This window comes from Azospirillum doebereinerae (assembly GCF_003989665.1).
Lineage (GTDB): Bacteria > Pseudomonadota > Alphaproteobacteria > Azospirillales > Azospirillaceae > Azospirillum > Azospirillum doebereinerae.
Genome location: NZ_RZIJ01000001.1, coordinates 384,988 through 401,079 on the forward strand (window position 1 = coordinate 384,988; position 16,092 = coordinate 401,079).

At 71.0% G+C, this 16,092-nt stretch carries 12 protein-coding genes; all 12 read right to left on the reverse strand.

What is annotated here, in order from left to right; all coding sequences use genetic code 11:
* Positions 1 to 8: 8 nt before the first annotated feature.
* The 12 genes from EJ913_RS01705 to tssH all read right to left on the reverse strand — a co-directional run bounded on the left by EJ913_RS01705 (position 9) and on the right by tssH (position 15,986).
* Positions 9 to 1,439, reverse strand: coding sequence for a hypothetical protein (locus EJ913_RS01705; protein WP_126994216.1), 1,431 nt, complete (start codon positions 1,437 to 1,439; stop codon positions 9 to 11).
* On the reverse strand, positions 1,436 to 2,239 hold the full coding sequence (locus EJ913_RS01710) for a hypothetical protein (RefSeq protein WP_126994218.1): 804 nt from the start codon (positions 2,237 to 2,239) through the stop codon (positions 1,436 to 1,438). The genes EJ913_RS01705 and EJ913_RS01710 overlap by 4 nt, the downstream gene beginning before the upstream one ends.
* Before the next feature lie 75 nt (positions 2,240 to 2,314).
* Positions 2,315 to 3,055: a GNAT family N-acetyltransferase gene (locus EJ913_RS01715; RefSeq protein ID WP_126994220.1), complete on the reverse strand. Its 741-nt coding sequence runs from the start codon at positions 3,053 to 3,055 to the stop codon at positions 2,315 to 2,317.
* Positions 3,056 to 3,096: 41 nt separating this feature from the next.
* Positions 3,097 to 4,149, reverse strand: a complete 1,053-nt coding sequence (locus EJ913_RS01720; protein ID WP_126994222.1) for an ABC transporter substrate-binding protein — start codon at positions 4,147 to 4,149, stop codon at positions 3,097 to 3,099.
* 5 nt (positions 4,150 to 4,154) lie between these two features.
* The gene (locus tag EJ913_RS01725; RefSeq protein ID WP_126994224.1) at positions 4,155 to 6,248 is read right to left on the reverse strand and encodes an MFS transporter; all 2,094 of its coding nucleotides are present in this window, start codon (positions 6,246 to 6,248) and stop codon (positions 4,155 to 4,157) included.
* Positions 6,245 to 6,982, reverse strand: a complete 738-nt coding sequence (locus EJ913_RS01730) for a hypothetical protein (RefSeq protein WP_126994226.1) — start codon at positions 6,980 to 6,982, stop codon at positions 6,245 to 6,247. The genes EJ913_RS01725 and EJ913_RS01730 overlap by 4 nt, the downstream gene beginning before the upstream one ends.
* A gap of 30 nt (positions 6,983 to 7,012) precedes the next feature.
* Positions 7,013 to 8,347: a type VI secretion system baseplate subunit TssK gene (tssK, locus tag EJ913_RS01735; protein WP_126994228.1), complete on the reverse strand. Its 1,335-nt coding sequence runs from the start codon at positions 8,345 to 8,347 to the stop codon at positions 7,013 to 7,015.
* 64 nt (positions 8,348 to 8,411) lie between these two features.
* Complete coding sequence (gene tagH, locus EJ913_RS01740) at positions 8,412 to 9,656, reverse strand: type VI secretion system-associated FHA domain protein TagH (protein ID WP_126994230.1); 1,245 nt, start codon at positions 9,654 to 9,656, stop codon at positions 8,412 to 8,414.
* Between the two features lie 4 nt (positions 9,657 to 9,660).
* Positions 9,661 to 10,230 carry a DUF6931 family protein gene (locus EJ913_RS01745; RefSeq protein ID WP_244939207.1) on the reverse strand — a complete coding sequence of 190 codons (570 nt, stop codon included), beginning with the start codon at positions 10,228 to 10,230 and terminating at the stop codon, positions 9,661 to 9,663.
* A 79-nt stretch (positions 10,231 to 10,309) separates the two neighbouring features.
* Positions 10,310 to 12,430 (reverse strand): type VI secretion system Vgr family protein, encoded by a 2,121-nt coding sequence (locus EJ913_RS01750; RefSeq protein WP_126994234.1) that lies wholly within the window; start codon positions 12,428 to 12,430, stop codon positions 10,310 to 10,312.
* Positions 12,431 to 12,704: 274 nt separating this feature from the next.
* Complete coding sequence (locus EJ913_RS01760; RefSeq protein WP_126994238.1) at positions 12,705 to 13,181, reverse strand: Hcp family type VI secretion system effector; 477 nt, start codon at positions 13,179 to 13,181, stop codon at positions 12,705 to 12,707.
* A gap of 123 nt (positions 13,182 to 13,304) precedes the next feature.
* A complete protein-coding gene (gene tssH, locus EJ913_RS01765; RefSeq protein WP_425321102.1) occupies positions 13,305 to 15,986 on the reverse strand; it encodes a type VI secretion system ATPase TssH in 2,682 nt (893 codons plus the stop codon).
* Positions 15,987 to 16,092 lie beyond the last annotated feature (106 nt).

Genomic DNA, 16,092 nt, shown 5'->3' on the forward strand with positions numbered 1-16,092 from the left:
TCGGCCTTTCAGGTCCGCGGAACGACGAGGGAGCGGGCCATCAGCGCGGCCAGCAGGACGGGAAGGAAGGCCGAGGCGGCGAGCGCCGTGGCGTCCCAGCCGACCGCCTCCCCCCACAGCCCGGCGGCCAACAGACCGGCGGCGGCGGCGCGAACGATGAGCGGCGTCCCCTCCCCCACCTGACGGCGGGCGTAGGCGACGGCGAGACCGGTGGACACGCCGCCGCACAGCGCGCCCAGCAGCAAACCCGGCCAAGGCCCGCCGCGCAGCAGCAGCCCGGCGGCCAGCGCGGCGCCGACCACCGCCAGCAGGGCCGCCCAGCGGCGCCAGTACGCCGGCACCGCGAAGCCGGCAAAGCCGCCGACCAGCGCGGCGGCCAGCAGCCCGGCCACCGTCGTGATGGGGCCGCCCAGCGGCCCGGCCACGACCAGCCCGGCGGTCGCCGCCAGGGTGGCGGCGGTGGCGGCCAGGGCGGCGTAGGGACGGGCGTCGTCGCTGCGGGCGTCGACCACGCGGCGGGGCGCTACCTCCAGTCCCGAACCGAGCGCCGCCAGGGCGTCGGCGCGGGCGCGCTCCACGGCGCCGGCCACCTCGGGGTCGAAGACGGCGCTGCGCACCTCCTCGGCGTGGGCGGCGAAGCGCTGGCGACGGTCGTGCAGCCCATAGACGGCGGCGTTGAAGGCGAACAGCACCCGCCCGACCTGATCGCGCGGGCGCCGGCCGATCAGCGTGGTGAAGCGGCCGCCGGCGGCTTCCTCCATCACCCGCGCCAGCCGGACCAGCGGGGCGCGGAAGCTGGCGCGGGACAGCGCCCCCGCCACCTCGGCCAGCAGGACCAGCACCGCCAGCGCGCCGCAGGCCACCGCCACCAGCTCGCCGAGGATCTGGCCGCGCACCTGCCGGGGCTGCACGCCCACCAGCACATGGCCGGCATTGGGCCGCACGGTCTCGGCGCCGCCGCCCTCGGCGGCCCCCCGGCCGATGCGGACCGGCACCCGGACGATGAGGAAGCCGTCGCGGGCGATGGGTTGCAGGGTGGCGGCGCGGGTCGCCGGGGTGGCCTCGCCGCGCAGCGAGGCGGCGAGCGCGTCGAGCCGCGCGGCGTCGGCCACCGGCGCGCCGTAGAGCCGCGCCCCGCCGGTGCCGGTGACGGCCAGGAATCCGAGGTCCGGGTTGCGCCCGGCGATGCCCTGGAGATAGGCCTCCACCCCCTGGATGCGCTCCAGTGGGATGCCGTAGCCGATGGCGCGCTCCAGATCGTGCTGCACCGCCTCGGCGACGGCGGCGGCCTTGGCGGCGCGCGCCTCGCCCAACTGCTCCTGCGCCAGCAGGGTGCCGAGCAACCCGACCCCGGCCATCGCCAGCAGCGCGGCCAGAAGGATCACCGCCGGCAGACCCAGCGTGAAGCGGCGGTGGGAACGAAGGACGGCGGCGGTCATGCGAGTTCATCCAGGCGGGCGACTTCCCGCTCCGCCCCATCGAGAATGGTGAGGCGTTTGCGCACCGCCTCGGCGAAGGCGCCGGCCGGCAGGCCCAGCGAGCCCCCCAACAGGCCCCCCGGCGAGCGCGACGGCTCCGGCAGCGGTCTGGCCGCCGCGTTGTCGCCCAGCCCCTCCAGCACGACGGCGAGGTCGGACAGGGCGCGGCGCGGCCCGCGGGCGAGGCGCAGGCCGGCGAGCCAACCGAAGAAGGCGATGGGCACCGCGATCAGCAGCGCACCGATCGACAGGGTCAGGGCGTAATGGCGCATCGGCTCGGCCATCGCCCCGGCGGGCAGGCGCAGCAGGATGGTGCCGGCGACGGTGTCGAAGCTGGTGGTCAGGCCGACGCCGTAGACCCTCTCCCCCTCGCGCTCCTGCGACCAGAAGGGGTTGCCGCCGGGTCCGTCCGACGGCGCGGGCGCGCCGATCTCCTCCCCCACCTCCACCGCGTTGGTGGAGAACAGGACGGTCCCGGTTTCGTCCAGCACGGCGACGGAGCGGATCGCCGGCAACGCGGCCCGCGCGCGCGCCAGCAGCCCGTCGACCTGCGGCAGGTCGGCCAGCGCCAGCCCGAGGTTGAACTGCACCTCCAGCGCCGCCTTGGTCTCGCTCAGCACGAAGTTGACCTGGGAGGTCACGGCGTCGTCCAGCCGGCGGGCCTGCTCGCGCGTCCACAGCGCGACGGCGGACAGGGCGGCGACGAAGACCGCCACCGCCACAAGCGCCGCCAAGCGCGACCCGAAGCTTCCCGATCCCATCCCGGCCGTTCCCTTCCCCGTCGAATCCTGAACCTCTGTCAAGCCCCTCTCCCGCAAGGGGAGAGGGGCTTTGCATCAGCGCGCCCGCCCGTGCAGGGCGTACCAGCGCCGGTCGTTGCCCTCGCCCAGCGAGACGCGGCCCCAGACATGGCCGCGCTCGAACACGTCCCAGCGGCCCGCCAGCGCCTCGATGGCGACCAGCCCGGCGGTGGCGGTGTCGAAGACCGGGGTGCTCTGGAAATCGCGGTGGACCAGCAGCCGCACCAGATCGCCGCCGACCCGCAGCATCCGCTTCGGGTAGACGCCATGCCCGGCGAGATGCCCCCAACTGCGGTGGTTGCGCGTGCTGACGGTGGTCACCAGATGCCGGCAGCCCAGCGCCTCCGCCACCTCCAGCCGCCAGTCGATCAGACGGTGGTGCAGGCCGCGCCCGCGCTCCGCCGGATCGACCATCGCGGAGGACATGTGCGCCACCAGCGACAGCTCCTCCTCCGGCAGATCGAGGTCACGGCCCCGGTTGGGATCCTTCGGTCCCGGCAGCCCCAGGGCGCCGTAGGCGACCAGCCGGCCGTCGCGGAAGATACCGGCGGTGACGCCCTTGTCGCCGAGATGATCGGCCACGAAGTCCCCGACCTCGCCCGCCATGCGGTAATGGTCGGGATCTTCCAACGTTGCCACCACGCGGACGCGGAAATCGCCCAGCCGCTTGGAATCGTCCAGATCCATCATGCGGACGGTCAGCCCATCCGGCAGCCCCCGGGCCAGCCCGGCGAGCCGGGCGCCGGCCACGGCGCGCGCCGCGTCGCCCCGCGGCATCACAACGGGCGCGAGGAGGGTTGAGGCGCAGCTCCGGCCGCTCATGTCTCGATGATCTCCGCGAAGTTCAGAAGGCCGATGGGCGGGTAGTATTCCAGCGCGCGCACCGTCGGCATGTTGATGATGACCGAGAATCGTTTCAAAGTTTCGACCGGGATCGCGCTGGGACTGACTCCGTCCAACAGGATTTGCGCCGCCTTGAAGGCGGTGAAGCGGCCGATGCCGTAGGCGCTGCTGGCCAGCGCCAGCATCGCCTTGTCGGTGCGCACGATCAGCTCGGTGACCGAGAAGGTCGGCAGGCGGTGGCGCAGGGCCTCCGCCGCCACGACGGTCCGGTTGTGGAAGGCGATGAAGGTGTCGGGGCCGATGTAGAGGATCTCCGCCCCGCGCGCCGCGACGCGGGCCAGCGCGTCGGGCACCGCCGCCGAGATCGGCTCGCCCCGGCCGTCGAGCGGCACCGCCTCCTCGATCAGTTCCAGCCCGCGCGGTCCGCATTCGGCGCGCAAGCCTTCGAGCGTCAGGATCGAGTTGCGTTCCTTGGGGTTGTAGACGACGCCGATGCGCTTGAGCGGGCGGTAGGCCAGGATGGTGTTGATCTGCACCGCGATGGGCGCGATGTGGATCGTCCCCGTCACGTTGCGCCCCGGCTTGGCCAGATCGGGCACGATCCTGGCGTCCAGCGGGGCGGCGACGAAGGTGAAGACGACCGGGATGTCGGTGATGTGCTGGCGTGGGTCGGCGCCGTCATAGGGGCCGACCAGGGCGCGGGTCTGCGGCGTACCCCAGCTGTAGATCAGGTCCGGCTTGGTGTCCTTGATCTCCTCCATGATGGCGGGGAGCTTGGACATGTCGCCGCCGGTGTTGCGGATGGTGAACTCCGTCTTCATGCCGCGCCGGGCCAGATAATCCTTGAAGCCGAATTCGTTGTCGCTCTCGCCCCGGCCCAGCACCATGGTGATGCGGAAGGTCTTGTCGGGCACCGTCGCGGCGAGCGCGCCGCCGGCGAGCGAGGCCCCCGGCAGGGCGAGGCTACCGGCGGCGGCCAGCTTCAGCAGGCGGCGGCGGTCGAGACGGAAGGAATCGTCGGAATGCATGACGCTCAAGCCTCCTGCGGGCGGGCGGCGGGGGCCGGGGGCCGTCCGGTGCGGAACAGGATCCAGAAGAGAAGCGCGCTCGCCCCGCACAGCAGGCCGATGCCCAGCATCGCCTCGCGGTAGGAGGTGACGACCGCCACCGCCATCGCCGCGACGGGGCCGAGCGCTCCGCCCAGCCGCTCGATCAGCCGGTACCAGCCGATGGCCGAGGTCTCGGACAACCCACCCTCGCGGGCGATCTGCGAGACCAGGGTCAGCTGCGGGGCGCCGACCAGCGCCTGCGACAGGCCGAACAGCGCGATGGCCAGCGGCGGTCCCCACAAGGACTGGGTCGCCAGGATCGGCAGGCAGCTCGCCAGCGTGCCGATGCCGCCCAGCGCGATGAAGCCGCGCCGGGCCTGCCAGCGGTCGGACAGGCTAGCGGCCAGCGGCGACACCAGGATGAAGGCGACGAAATACATCATCTGCACCCGCCCGACCTCGGACTTGCTGGCGCCGTCGGCGGTCAGCAGCAGCGGGATCAGGCAGAACAGGAAGGCGGTGGAGGCGATCTTGGTCGGGATGGCGCTGAGCAGCATCAGCGCCGAGAAGCGGAGGTTGCGGAACAGCGGACCGACGCTGCCCATCGGCGGGCGGGCCACGCCGGTGCCCGCCTCGCGGCCGCGCAGCAGCAGAACGCTGACCGACAGCCCGGCGCCCAGCGCCAGCACCGCGCCCAGCAGGAAGGTGGCGCGGAAGCCCGCTTGGTCGGCGATGATGCCGCCGCTGACCGGCCCGCAGACTCCGGCGGCCAGCAGCGCGCCGATGAACATCGCCATGCCGCCGGCCCGGTTGCGCGGCGTGGTGTGGTCGATGACGATGCCCTGCGCGGTGATCAGCACCAGCCCGTAGCCCAGCGCCGTCAAGCAGCGCCACAGCATCAGGTCGAGCAGCGAGGTCGAGAAGGCCGTCATGGCGAGCCCGAAAGACCCGAGCAGCGCCCCGGCCAGGAAGGAGCGCGAACGGCCCCAGCGTTCGGAGAAGCGCGCGCCGCCCGGCTGCGACAGCGCCCAGATCAGCATGAACATCGTGATCGGCAGGCTGACCACGAGGTCGGGCGTCAACCACGGCACCTCGGTCGCGAAGGACTTGGCGTAGGCCGGCAGGAAGGGCCGCGACAGTTCCTCCGACAGGCAGAACAGGAAGACCGGCAGCCGTAGGAAGACGAGGTTGAGCGGCGGCGGCGGCGCGGCGGTGGAGGCCGGGTCGCGGAAGCGGAAGCGGCGGGCGAGATCCGCCAGCCCGGATTCGGCCCGGACGATGCGCGGATCGCCGGGCTCGAGCGAGCGACGCAGCTCCCCGACCCGCGCGGCCAGCGCGGCGTAGCGGGCGTTCACCGCGTCCAGCGCCTTGCGGACGCCGCTGTCGTCGCCGTCCTGACCGGCCGTGGCCGGCTGGGTGGCGCGGAAGTCGCCCTCCTGCGCCCCGTCGGCCAGCAGGCGCAGGGTCAGCACCCGCCGCATGGCGAGGTTCACGACCAGTTGCAGCACCTCGAAGATCAGCAGCACCGAGACGATGACGACCGACAGCACGTCGAGCGCCAGATCGGTGGACGCCTTGGCGAGGAAGGCGCTGTCGACGCCGACGTGCAGGCGACCGGCCGGACCGGTCGGATCGCCCAGGATCTGGTCGTTGTCGATGAAGCCGCGCGCCAGCCGGCCGTCGGCGCCGCCGGCCAGACGGCTTGGATCCAGCGTGGACAGGCCCTCCAGCGGCTTGCCGGACGCCGCGACGATGCGGCCCGAGGAATCGGTGATCGCGACGTAGGCGATGTCGGCGTGCCGCCCCACTTCGGCCGCGAACAGGGCGTCGAGGCCCGGCATCCTGTTCAGCGGGATGCGCGCCTCCAGCCCCCGGTTGACCTGGGAGGCGAGCAGACCGCCGACGGTCTGCGCCTTGCGGGCCAGCTCGGGCTGGAACAGCGGATCGAAGCCGCGCAGCGACAGCCAGGAGGCCGCCCCGGCGGCCAGCAGCAGCACCGCGACCGTGACGATGGTCAGGCGCAGCACCAGCGCGCCGATGGGGTCACGCACGCTCTTCGTCTTTTCGGCGCCGCTCATCGGACCGCTCCGCGCGGAGCCACGGACTCCAGTTCGTGTTCGAAAGAGTCCATCGCCCGGTCGGCCTCGCCGATGGCGTGGTCGAGACGCTGGCGCACCGCGCCCAGCGGCGCCGCGCCGGCCGCCAGCCCGCGCCGCCCGCCGCCCTGGCGGACGACCAGGAAGACGGCGACGAGGGTGACCACGGCCGCGACCGCGACGAGAAGCAGGATTCCGGCGGCGAGGTCGCTCTCGACCTTGGCGATGCGCCCGCGCAAGCCGCCCAGCGAGGAGCGCAGCACGACCTCCCCCACCGTCTGGCCGAAGCTGTTGCGGACGCCGACGCCGAGGATCAGGGCGTCGCCGACGATCTGCTGGCGGGTGCCGCCGGAGAGCGCCAGCCCGTCCTCCCAGCGCACCGGGTTGGGCTGGCCGATGGCGGCGCGGTCGCCGGCGAACAGGATCGTGTCGCGGTCGTCCACCACCTCGACGCCGAGGATCTCCTCGCCGGACGCGGCGCGCTCCACCTGGGCCTGGAGATCCACCAACTCCGACAGGTCGAGACCGAGCGTCAGCCCGTACTCGACCCGCCGCCGCATCTCGTCGGCGACGACCAGCAGGCGGGAGCTGGTGACGTCACGCAGTTTCTGCTCGAACTTCAGCGCGGACAGGACCACCGACAGCAGGACGGCCAGCGCGACCGTGGCCGCGATGACCGCGCCGGTGCGCAGCGCCAGGACACCGCCAACCCTCATGAACCTGCCACTCCGGAATGTCGCGCTGGATCAGCCACGGATCGCCCAAAGCTCCATCGCCACTTGGGGAAAGTCACCCGCCAGATGAACCGCGATTCCGCCCGAGGTTGCAAGCTGTTTCCAAATCGGGCTACCCCGTTCCAGCTCAAAATACACAGCACCGGCATGATAAGGCAGCTGGCGGGGCGCGACGGGCAATGGCCTTACTCGAATTCCGGGCAATTGGACATTGACGAGTTCACGGATTTGTTCGACCGAGCCGATCTTCACCAAGGCCGGGAAGTTGCGGCGCAGCGCCTCGCCGGGCATGTCGGCGCGCACCGCCAGGACGAAGCTGGCCGTGGTGATGAGCGTGCGGTCGGCGATGGTGCCGACGCGGATGCCGTATTTGCGCTCCTGCAGCTCGATGGGGATCGCGGTCTGCTCCAGGACGGCGCTGAGCGAGCGGCGGATCTCGGCGATCACCGGCTCCAGCGTGCCCTGGAGGTCGTCGTGGCGGTAGGGCGGGAAGGAGGGCGGGCGCTTGTTGGCGGCGGTGAAGGTCGCCAGTTCGCCGGCCAGCCCCAGCGCCAAGCCGTGCAGGCGCTCCGGGTGGATGTCGGGCATGCGGGCGAGGTTGGCGACGACCGGCTCCATCCGGTTGACGACCTGGAGCATCAGGAAGTCGGCGATCTCCGCCGCCCCCCGCGCGCCAGAGCCGGAAACGCGGGCGGCCAGCGCCTCGCCCCGGCTGCCCAGCAGGCCCTGGATCTCGGTGACGTAGCCGGACAGCGGCACCAGCGCCGCGACGTTGAGGGCCGGCGGGATGTAGCGCTCGTCGAGCGTGGCGTGGCGGTCGGACCGCACCTCCTGGATGCGGGCGAGGCCCAGGCAGTGGTAGCCGGCGCGCTCCTGCCGCTCCAGCCGGTAGCGCAGACGCAGCTTGCCGGTGCGGATGCGCGACACGCTGGCGGAATTGGCGACGGCGTCCACCGTCTCTCCCTCCTGCCCGACGTAGCGGGTGGCGGAATCGGCGCTCTCGCCCACCTCGAACTCGACGCCGCCGCGCTGGCGGACCGGCAAGGCGAGGTAGACGATGCTCGACCCCAGCGTCTCGGGCAGGTCGAGCGGGGGCGGCGGGTCGTCGTCCTCGGGGATGTTGATCGGGGTGCCGTCCTCCAGGATGCCCTTGCAGCGCAGCACGGCGAACTTGCCGACGGCCAGAAGCTCCCGGTTGATGGTCAGCTCGGTGATGCCCCAGGCGAAGGGCCGGATGCCGCCGACGCGGCCGCGCACCAGCCGCTCGACGTAGCGGTCCTGCTGCTGGAAATGCTGCGCCCGCAGGAACATCCCCTCGGACCAGATGACCTTGTCGTCCCAGCTCATGGGCGCGTTCCTTTGTACGAACGGGGAATCGGTGTCGGGTTCGGTGTCGGAGTCCGGGCGCCGCTCATCCGCCCAGCACCTGCCGGTGGATCGGCAGCAGGCGCCGGTAGAGCGCCGCCAAGCGCGCGTCACCGTCGGTGGTCTCGCCGGCCAGCTCGCGGATGGCGGCCAGCAGCGCCGACTGGTGCGCCGCGCCGTCGTCGGTGACCGCGCGCAGCAGCGCCTCGGCCTCCCCGGCGGGAAGCGCGCTCAGGCGGGCCAGCGCGTCGTCGGCGCCGACGGCCCGGCGCAGCGGGGAATCGCCCTGCGCCAGCGTGTCGTCGGGGTCGAGGCCGAGCATTGCCTCCAGCGCCGCCTGCCGGCGGACGAGGCCCATCACCACGTCGACCAGCGCGCGGGTCAGCGCCGTCTGGTCGGCGGTCGGGGTGGTGGCCGGGGCGGCGGGGAACGGCGTCGGCGCGGGCGCGCGGCCGAAGGCCGGCGGCACCAGCGGCTCGTCGTCCCAGTCGTCGGGCAGCGCGGAGGCTGCCGGAGCGGGCGGCGGCGCCTGGAACGGGGATGGAGCCTGGGACGACGGCAAATCGGCGGGGCTCAGCGGCTCGTCGAGCCAGTCGTCGGGAATGCCGGAGCTGTCGGTCGCCACCCGCATCGTGCCGAGGTCGTCGGGGGCGAAATCCACCTGACCGGCCTTGGGCCAGGACGCCTCCGCCTCGTTGCCGGCGGCGGTCGGCTGCCAGGAGCCGCCTCCCCCGCCCACGCCCCAGCCGCTGCCGCCACCGCCGCTGTCCCAGCCGCCGTCGGCGCGCGGCGCGCGTTCGCCGAACAGGTCGTCGTCCTCGGGGATCGGCATCATCGGCACGGCGCCGCGCCCGTAGGACGGCGCGAAGGGGTCGTCCGCCGCCGGGGGACCGCCGAAGCCACCGGAGGCGGCGGGCGTGTCGCCGGAACGCAGCACGGCCAGGAAGGGGTCGTTGGCGGGCGGCGCCTCGTCGGCGGCGAAGCCGGCGCGGATGACGTAGCCGCCCAGCCGCAGCCGGTCGCCGTCGCCGATCACCGCCGAATTGCCGCGTCCGATCGGCGCTCCGGCGTCGTTCAGGAAGACGCCGTTGGTCGAGCTGTCGATGACGACGTAGACGCCACCCTTGAACTCGACCATGCAGTGGGTCTTGGACAGCGCCCGTTCCGGATCGCTCAACGCCCAGTCGCACTCGACGCCGCGCCCGATGACCAGCCGCCCGGTGCCGAGATCGCGTGTCAGATCGCCGCCCTGAGAGGGTGGGCCTTGGATCAGGGTCAGTCGAAGCTTCATGGCGTCACGCCCCCACCTTGCCGCTGCCGCCGTTGGCGATGTCGAGCGCCTGGACCAGCGTCGCGCGCTGGCGGGCCGGCGCCTCCTTGGGCACGGCGGCGGCGGCCATCAGCACGGCGGCGGCGGCGGCCGTGCCGGTCAGCCCGTCGCCCGGCGGGATCACCACCGCCGCGTCGGGGGGCGCGAGGCTACCGCCCGACCAGAAGGCGGCCATCGCCGCGTAGGCGCAGGCGGTCTGGAAGTTCGCCGCCTCGGCCGGGGCGAAGGTGGCGCGGCGGTTCTCCTCCGTCGGGCGGTAGACCCAGGCCTCCGCCGCCTCCAGCGCCGCGACGTCGGCCGGCGCCGCGTCGGGGGCCAGGGCGCCGCGCGCGGCGAGGCAGCCCCACCACACCGCCTCGCGGCGCGGCAGGGCCATGCCCAGCAGACGGATGGCGTCCACGAACAGTTCGGCCTCGATCAGCGCCTTGAGGAAGGGCGCCGTCCCGACGTTCGGCGCCATCAGCGCCGTCGCCTCGGGCGACAGCTCCAGCCCCGCGACCGCCTGGGCCGCGTGGGCGAACCGCAATTTCGGCAACAACCCGATGTCCACCTGACCGAACCCCGCTCGAAAAACCACCGTTGCGTCGTGACCGGACACCAACCCTGACCGGCCATCAGTTGATGGTGACGACCCCGCCCTTGATCTGCACCATGGCGTCGCCGTTGACCTGCGTCATCGCCCCCTTGATCTGCACCTGCATGTCGCCGGTGAGCTTGACCATGGACCCTTTGATGGTGACGCCCATCTGGTCGATCTTGAGGCTGTTGGCACCGACCTTCAACTCGATCGCCGTCCCGGCCTCTATTTTGACCGACCCGGCGGTGCATTTGATCGACGCGTCGCCCATCCCGAGCTTCAGCGAATAATCGCCCTGCTTGACGTCCTGGGTGACGTTGCCCTGGGACACCGTCAGCGTCTCGTTCCCCTGGGACACGGTGGCCGCCCGGTTGCCCTTGCTGACCGTGTGGGTGTCGTTGCCCTTGGAGACGGTAACCGTCCGGTTGCCCTCCCCCACCGTCAGCGACTGGTTGCCCTTGGTCACCTCGTGGGTGTCGTTGCCCTCCGACACGGTGACGGTGCGGTTGCCCTTGGTGATGGTGACCTTCTCGTTGCCTTCCGACACCGTTTCGGTGCGGTCGTTCTTCACGGTGATGGTCTGGTCGTGATCGACCTGGAGACTGTCGTCGTTCTCCACCATCCGCTTGAAGTCCTTCTGGGCGTGGACGTAGATCTCCTCCGCGTCCTTCTTGTCCTCGAAGCGCAGTTCGTTGAACGTCTCGGCGCTGCCGCCCTTGCTGGAGCGGGTCTTCATGCCGCTCTGGGTCTTGTTGTCGGGCAGCGTGTAAGGCGGCATGTTCTCGGCGTTGTAGACGCAGCCGGTGATCAGCGGCCGGTCGGGATCGCCGCCGAGATAATCGACCACCACCTCCATGCCGACGCGCGGGGTGAAGATGGTGCCCCAGTTCTTGCCGGCCATGGTCTGGGCGACGCGGATCCAGACGAAGCTGGTCTCGTCGTTGGCGCCCTTGCGGTCCCAATGGAACTGGACCCGGACGCGGCCGTATTTGTCGCAGTAGATCTCCTCGCCGCTGGGGCCGACCACGGTGGCGGTGTCCGGCCCGTGGGTGCGCGGGCGCGGCACCGGCGGCGGGCGGAACACGACGCTGTCGGGGATCGCGGTGAAGCGGTTGGAGAACTGGGGCGCGGCGCCGCTGTTGCCGAGATGGCTCTCGTCCTGGGCGGAGAGCGCGACGGAGGTCAGCACATAGCCCTGGCCGATCTCGGACGCCACGGCGTGGCTGGTCATCTCGATCTTGCCGCCGGCCAGGAAGCCCCGGTAGGTGCCGCTGCCCTCGACCCGGTCGTAGCCGGTCTCGGTCTCCTCCATCCGCAGGCGGGAGAGCGCGGTGCCGTCGGCCTTCAGCGTGTACCCGCCCGGATAGTCGAAGCGCTCGTGCGACTTGAAGGCGGCGACGCTCAGCACGGTGGTGGTGGTCGCGGTCAGGTCGGTGCTCGGCGTCTCGAAATTGTAGTCCTTGAGCGTCCACTTGCCGGTCTCGTAGGACTGGCCGTGCGACCAGCCGTCGATCAGCAGGGTGTTGGCCTGGGTCGCCGCCGCGTGGATGACGTCCTTGTCGAGGCAGTCGGTGTAGCCGGCGGCGGAATCGCTCAGCACCAGCGTGTGCTTCCCAGCCTCGTGCTGGAAATAGAAGTAGATGCCCTCGTCCTGGAGCAGGCGGGCGATGAAGTCGAAATGCGTCTCGCGGTACTGCACGCAGACCGGGCGCGGGTTGTGGGTGCCGGACAGCCCCTGCTTCTTGACCTCGGTCACGCCGGAATCGGCCAGCACGGCGTCGACGATCTGCACGACGCTCTTGTCCTGGAACACCTGGCAGTCGGAGCGCAGCGTGGTCAGCCACAGGGTCGGCACGATCTCGGCCGTGTAGCGGCGGTAGCCGCGCAGCGCCATCGGGCCGGCGGCAAAGGTTTTGACGATGCCGTTGATGATCCGGGGCTCGCCGCCCTTGCGCGCGATGGACAGCGTCAACGACTTGCCGAGGATGTCGCCCGGCGCGATCGCCACATCCGACGAGATCAGGCTGATCGTGTAGTGGAAGAGGCTCGACAGCCCCTCCTCGCCCTCGACGGCGACGGGGATCAGGACATCCGTGCCCAGCGGCGACGCCAGCGACAGAAGCCGGCCGGCCTGCGAGATGGTTGGCACGTCCGACATGCGATCCACGGTCCTTCGAAGTGATGCGGTGGGGAGGTGTACGCCTGACAAGAACTGATTTAAGCCCTTCTCCCCTTGCGGGAGAAGGGTTGGGATGAGGGGTGTTCGCCAAAGGCGAAGAAGAGGTTTGCGTACCCCTCACCCCAACCCCTCTCCCGCAAGGGGAGAGGGGCTAAATCAGCGCCCACGGGGGATTCGTCCCCGGCCCGCCCCCGCTCCGCCCAGGGAAGGGCGAAGGCCGTGGCGGGGACGGGGGGGGCGAACCCGCCCGTTATCAGGCGCTCTTGGTCGTCGACAGGTCGTAGGAGACCGAGATCGGCGTGCCGGCCTTGTTCTTGTCGTCGTAGGGGATGAACTTGTACTCCATCTTCGTGAAGCTGATGGAGATCGACTCCGACGGACGGTCGCCGCCGCTGGACATCGAGTAGGCCGAGACCAGGGCGTTGGTCAGGGTGTATTCGGCGTAGGTGTTGCCCGGGCTGCCGGTGGTGACGAGGTGGATCTGCACCTTCTTGCCGGCCGCGCCCGTGCAGGACTCGACGAAGAACTTCGGCGAGGACGAGTCCATCAGCTTGGTGATGGTGACTTCGCTGACCGACGGCTCCGACGCTTCGCGGTTGGTGGTGGCGCCCGACGGGGTGCTGATGGCGCGGCCGACACCCCACTGGAGGGAACCGACGTCCAGCCACTTCTTGTGGGTGTCGTGGGTCGCTTCGCCGTCGATGCCGTCGTACTTGATGTAGATCGCCATGAAAGTCTCCTCGGGTGTGTTGGGTGACGATTTCGTTGGTGGTGTTTTCTTACGAAAGATACCGGGACCTGCGCTGTGACGGGCGTCACCGCCCGCCGTTATTTGCGCGGATCCCCGGGGCGATCAGGCGATGTCGTAGACGAAACGGTCTCCGGCATCGACCGAAACATGGATGCGGGCGATCGGCTCGCCCTCGCCCATGCGGGCGAGGATGCGGGACGAGATCTCCGGCAGAAGGGTGCGGTTCAGGATGGTCTCGATGTTGCGGGCGCCGCTCTCGACCTCCTGGCAGCGGCCGACGATGCTCTGGATCAGTTCGTCGGAATAGGTGAACTCCGCCTTGTAGTTCTGCACCACGCGCTTGCGGATGCGGTTGAGTTGGAGGCCGACGATCTTCGACAGGTTCTCGTCGGAGAGCTGGAAATACGGCACCACCGTGCAGCGTCCGAGGAAGGCCGGCTTGAAGCTCTTCTGCAGCTCGGGCCGCAGCGCCTCCAGCAGCCCTTCCGCGTCCGGCGCGGTCTCCGGATCGGCGCAGAGCTTGTGGATCAGGTCGGTGCCGGCGTTCGACGTCATGATGATGACGGTGTTCTTGAAGTCGATGTCGCGGCCCTCGCCGTCCTTGATCGTCCCCTTGTCGAACACCTGGAAGAAGATGTCCTGCACGCCGGGATGGGCCTTCTCCAGCTCGTCGAGCAGGACGACGCTGTAGGGCCGGCGGCGCACCGCCTCGGTCAGCACGCCGCCCTCGCCGAAGCCGACATAGCCCGGAGGCGAGCCCAGCAGGAGCGAGACCTTATGCTCCTCCTTGTACTCGGTCATGTTGATGGTGGTGACGTTCTGCTCGCCGCCGTAGATCAGGTCGGCCAGCGTCAGCGCCGTCTCGGTCTTGCCGACACCCGACGTGCCGACCATCAGGAAGACGCCGATCGGCTTGCGCGGGTCGGTCAGCTTGGCCCGGCTGGTCCACATCGCCTGGGCGATGGCGTCCAGCGCGTGGTCCTGGCCGATGATGCGCTCCTTCATGCGGTCGGCCAGCGACAGCACCGTCTTGATCTCGTTGGAGACCATGCGGCCGACCGGCACGCCGGTCCAGTTGGCGACCACCTCGGCCACCGCCTGCCCGTCGACCGCGACCTTGACCAGCGGGTCCTCGCCCTGGAGCGTGGTCAGCTCCTCCTGCAACGCCGCCAGACGGGCGTTGAGGCTCTGCTCTTCCGCCTCGGCGGCGGCCGGCGAGATCTCCGGCGCGGCGCCGGCCTCGGGAGCGGCGGCGGCCTTGGCCTGCTCATGCGCCTCGAACAACTGGTCGCGGGCCTCGTTGATGGCGCGGACCAGTTGCAGCTCTTTGGCCCAGCGTTCCTCCAGCACCGCCAGATCGGCGGTGACGGTGGCGACGCGGGCCTTCAGCTCGCCCACCTGCTCGGCGTGCTCGATGCCGATGGCCTGCTCGCGCTCCAGGATCGCCAGCTCCGTCTCGGTGAGCTGGATGGTGCGGCGGCGGTCCTCGATGGCCGGCGGGGTCGCCGTCTGGCTCATCGCCACGCGGGCGCAGGCGGTATCGAGCAGGCTGACCGCCTTGTCGGGAAGCTGGCGGGCCGGGATGTAGCGGCTAGACAGGCGGACCGATTCGATCAGCCCCTCGGTGACGATGCGGACCTTGTGGTGCCTTTCCAGCGTCGCGGTCAGGCCGCGCATCATGTCGATGGCGACCGGCTCGGTCGGCTCCTCCACCTTCACCACCTGGAAGCGGCGGGTCAGCGCCGGGTCCTTCTCGAAGTACTTCTTGTACTCGGCCCAGGTGGTGGCGGCGATGGTGCGCATCTCGCCGCGCGCCAGCGCCGGCTTCAACAGGTTGGCGGCGTCGTTCTGCCCGGCCTGCCCGCCGGCGCCGATCAGGGTGTGCGCCTCGTCGATGAACATGATGATGGGCTGGGTCGAGCCCTTCACCTCGTCGATCACGCCCTTCAGGCGGTTCTCGAACTCGCCCTTCATGCCGGCGCCGGCCTGGAGCAGGCCGAGGTCGAGCGACATCAGGCGGACGTTGCGCAGGTCGGGCGGCACGTCGCCGGCCGCGATGCGCAGCGCGAAGCCCTCCACCACCGCCGTCTTGCCGACGCCGGCCTCGCCGGTGAGGATCGGGTTGTTCTGGCGGCGGCGGGTCAGCACGTCGATGATCTGGCGGATCTCGGCGTCGCGGCCGAGCACCGGGTCGATCTTGCCCTCCTTGGCGCGGGCGGTCAGGTCGATGGTGTACTGGTCGAGGTTGGGCGTCGCCCCGCCCACCTTCGGTCCGCCGGCCGCGGGGGCGCCGCCACCGCCGGCCGCCGCCACCGGGGCGGAGGTCCGCGCCTCGGCCGTTTCGGCGGCGATCTTGGGCAGGTCGCGGCGCAGCACGTCGGCGGTGATGCGGGCGAACTGGCCCGACATGTCGCGCGCCTGGGCCGCCAGCGATTCATCGGACAGCAGCGCCGCCAGCAGATGGCCCGAGCGCACCGCCCCCTCGCCGTATTGCAGCGAGGCCAGCACCCACGCCTCGCGCATCAGCTGCACGAGGTTGGGCGACAGGGCCGGCGCCCGGCTGTTGCCGGTCTTCAGCTTGTCGAGCACGCGGGTCAGGTCGGCCGACAGGCGCCCGGCGTCGATCTCGTAGTTGCGCAGCACGGCGGAAACGTCGCCGTCGGTGGCGCCGACCAACTGAAGGAGCCAATGCTCGATCTCGCAGTTGTAATGCGTGCGCGACAGAGTCTGCCCGACCGCCGCCTCCAGCGTGCGCCGGCACAGCGGATTCAGCCGCGAAATCATGCTTTGGAGATCGACCGCCACCATCACTCCACCCCCTCGTTCACGCGTGTGCGTGTGTGTGTCCGATCCGTCCGGCCGATGGGCCGGCGGGACTTGCGTTCAAATT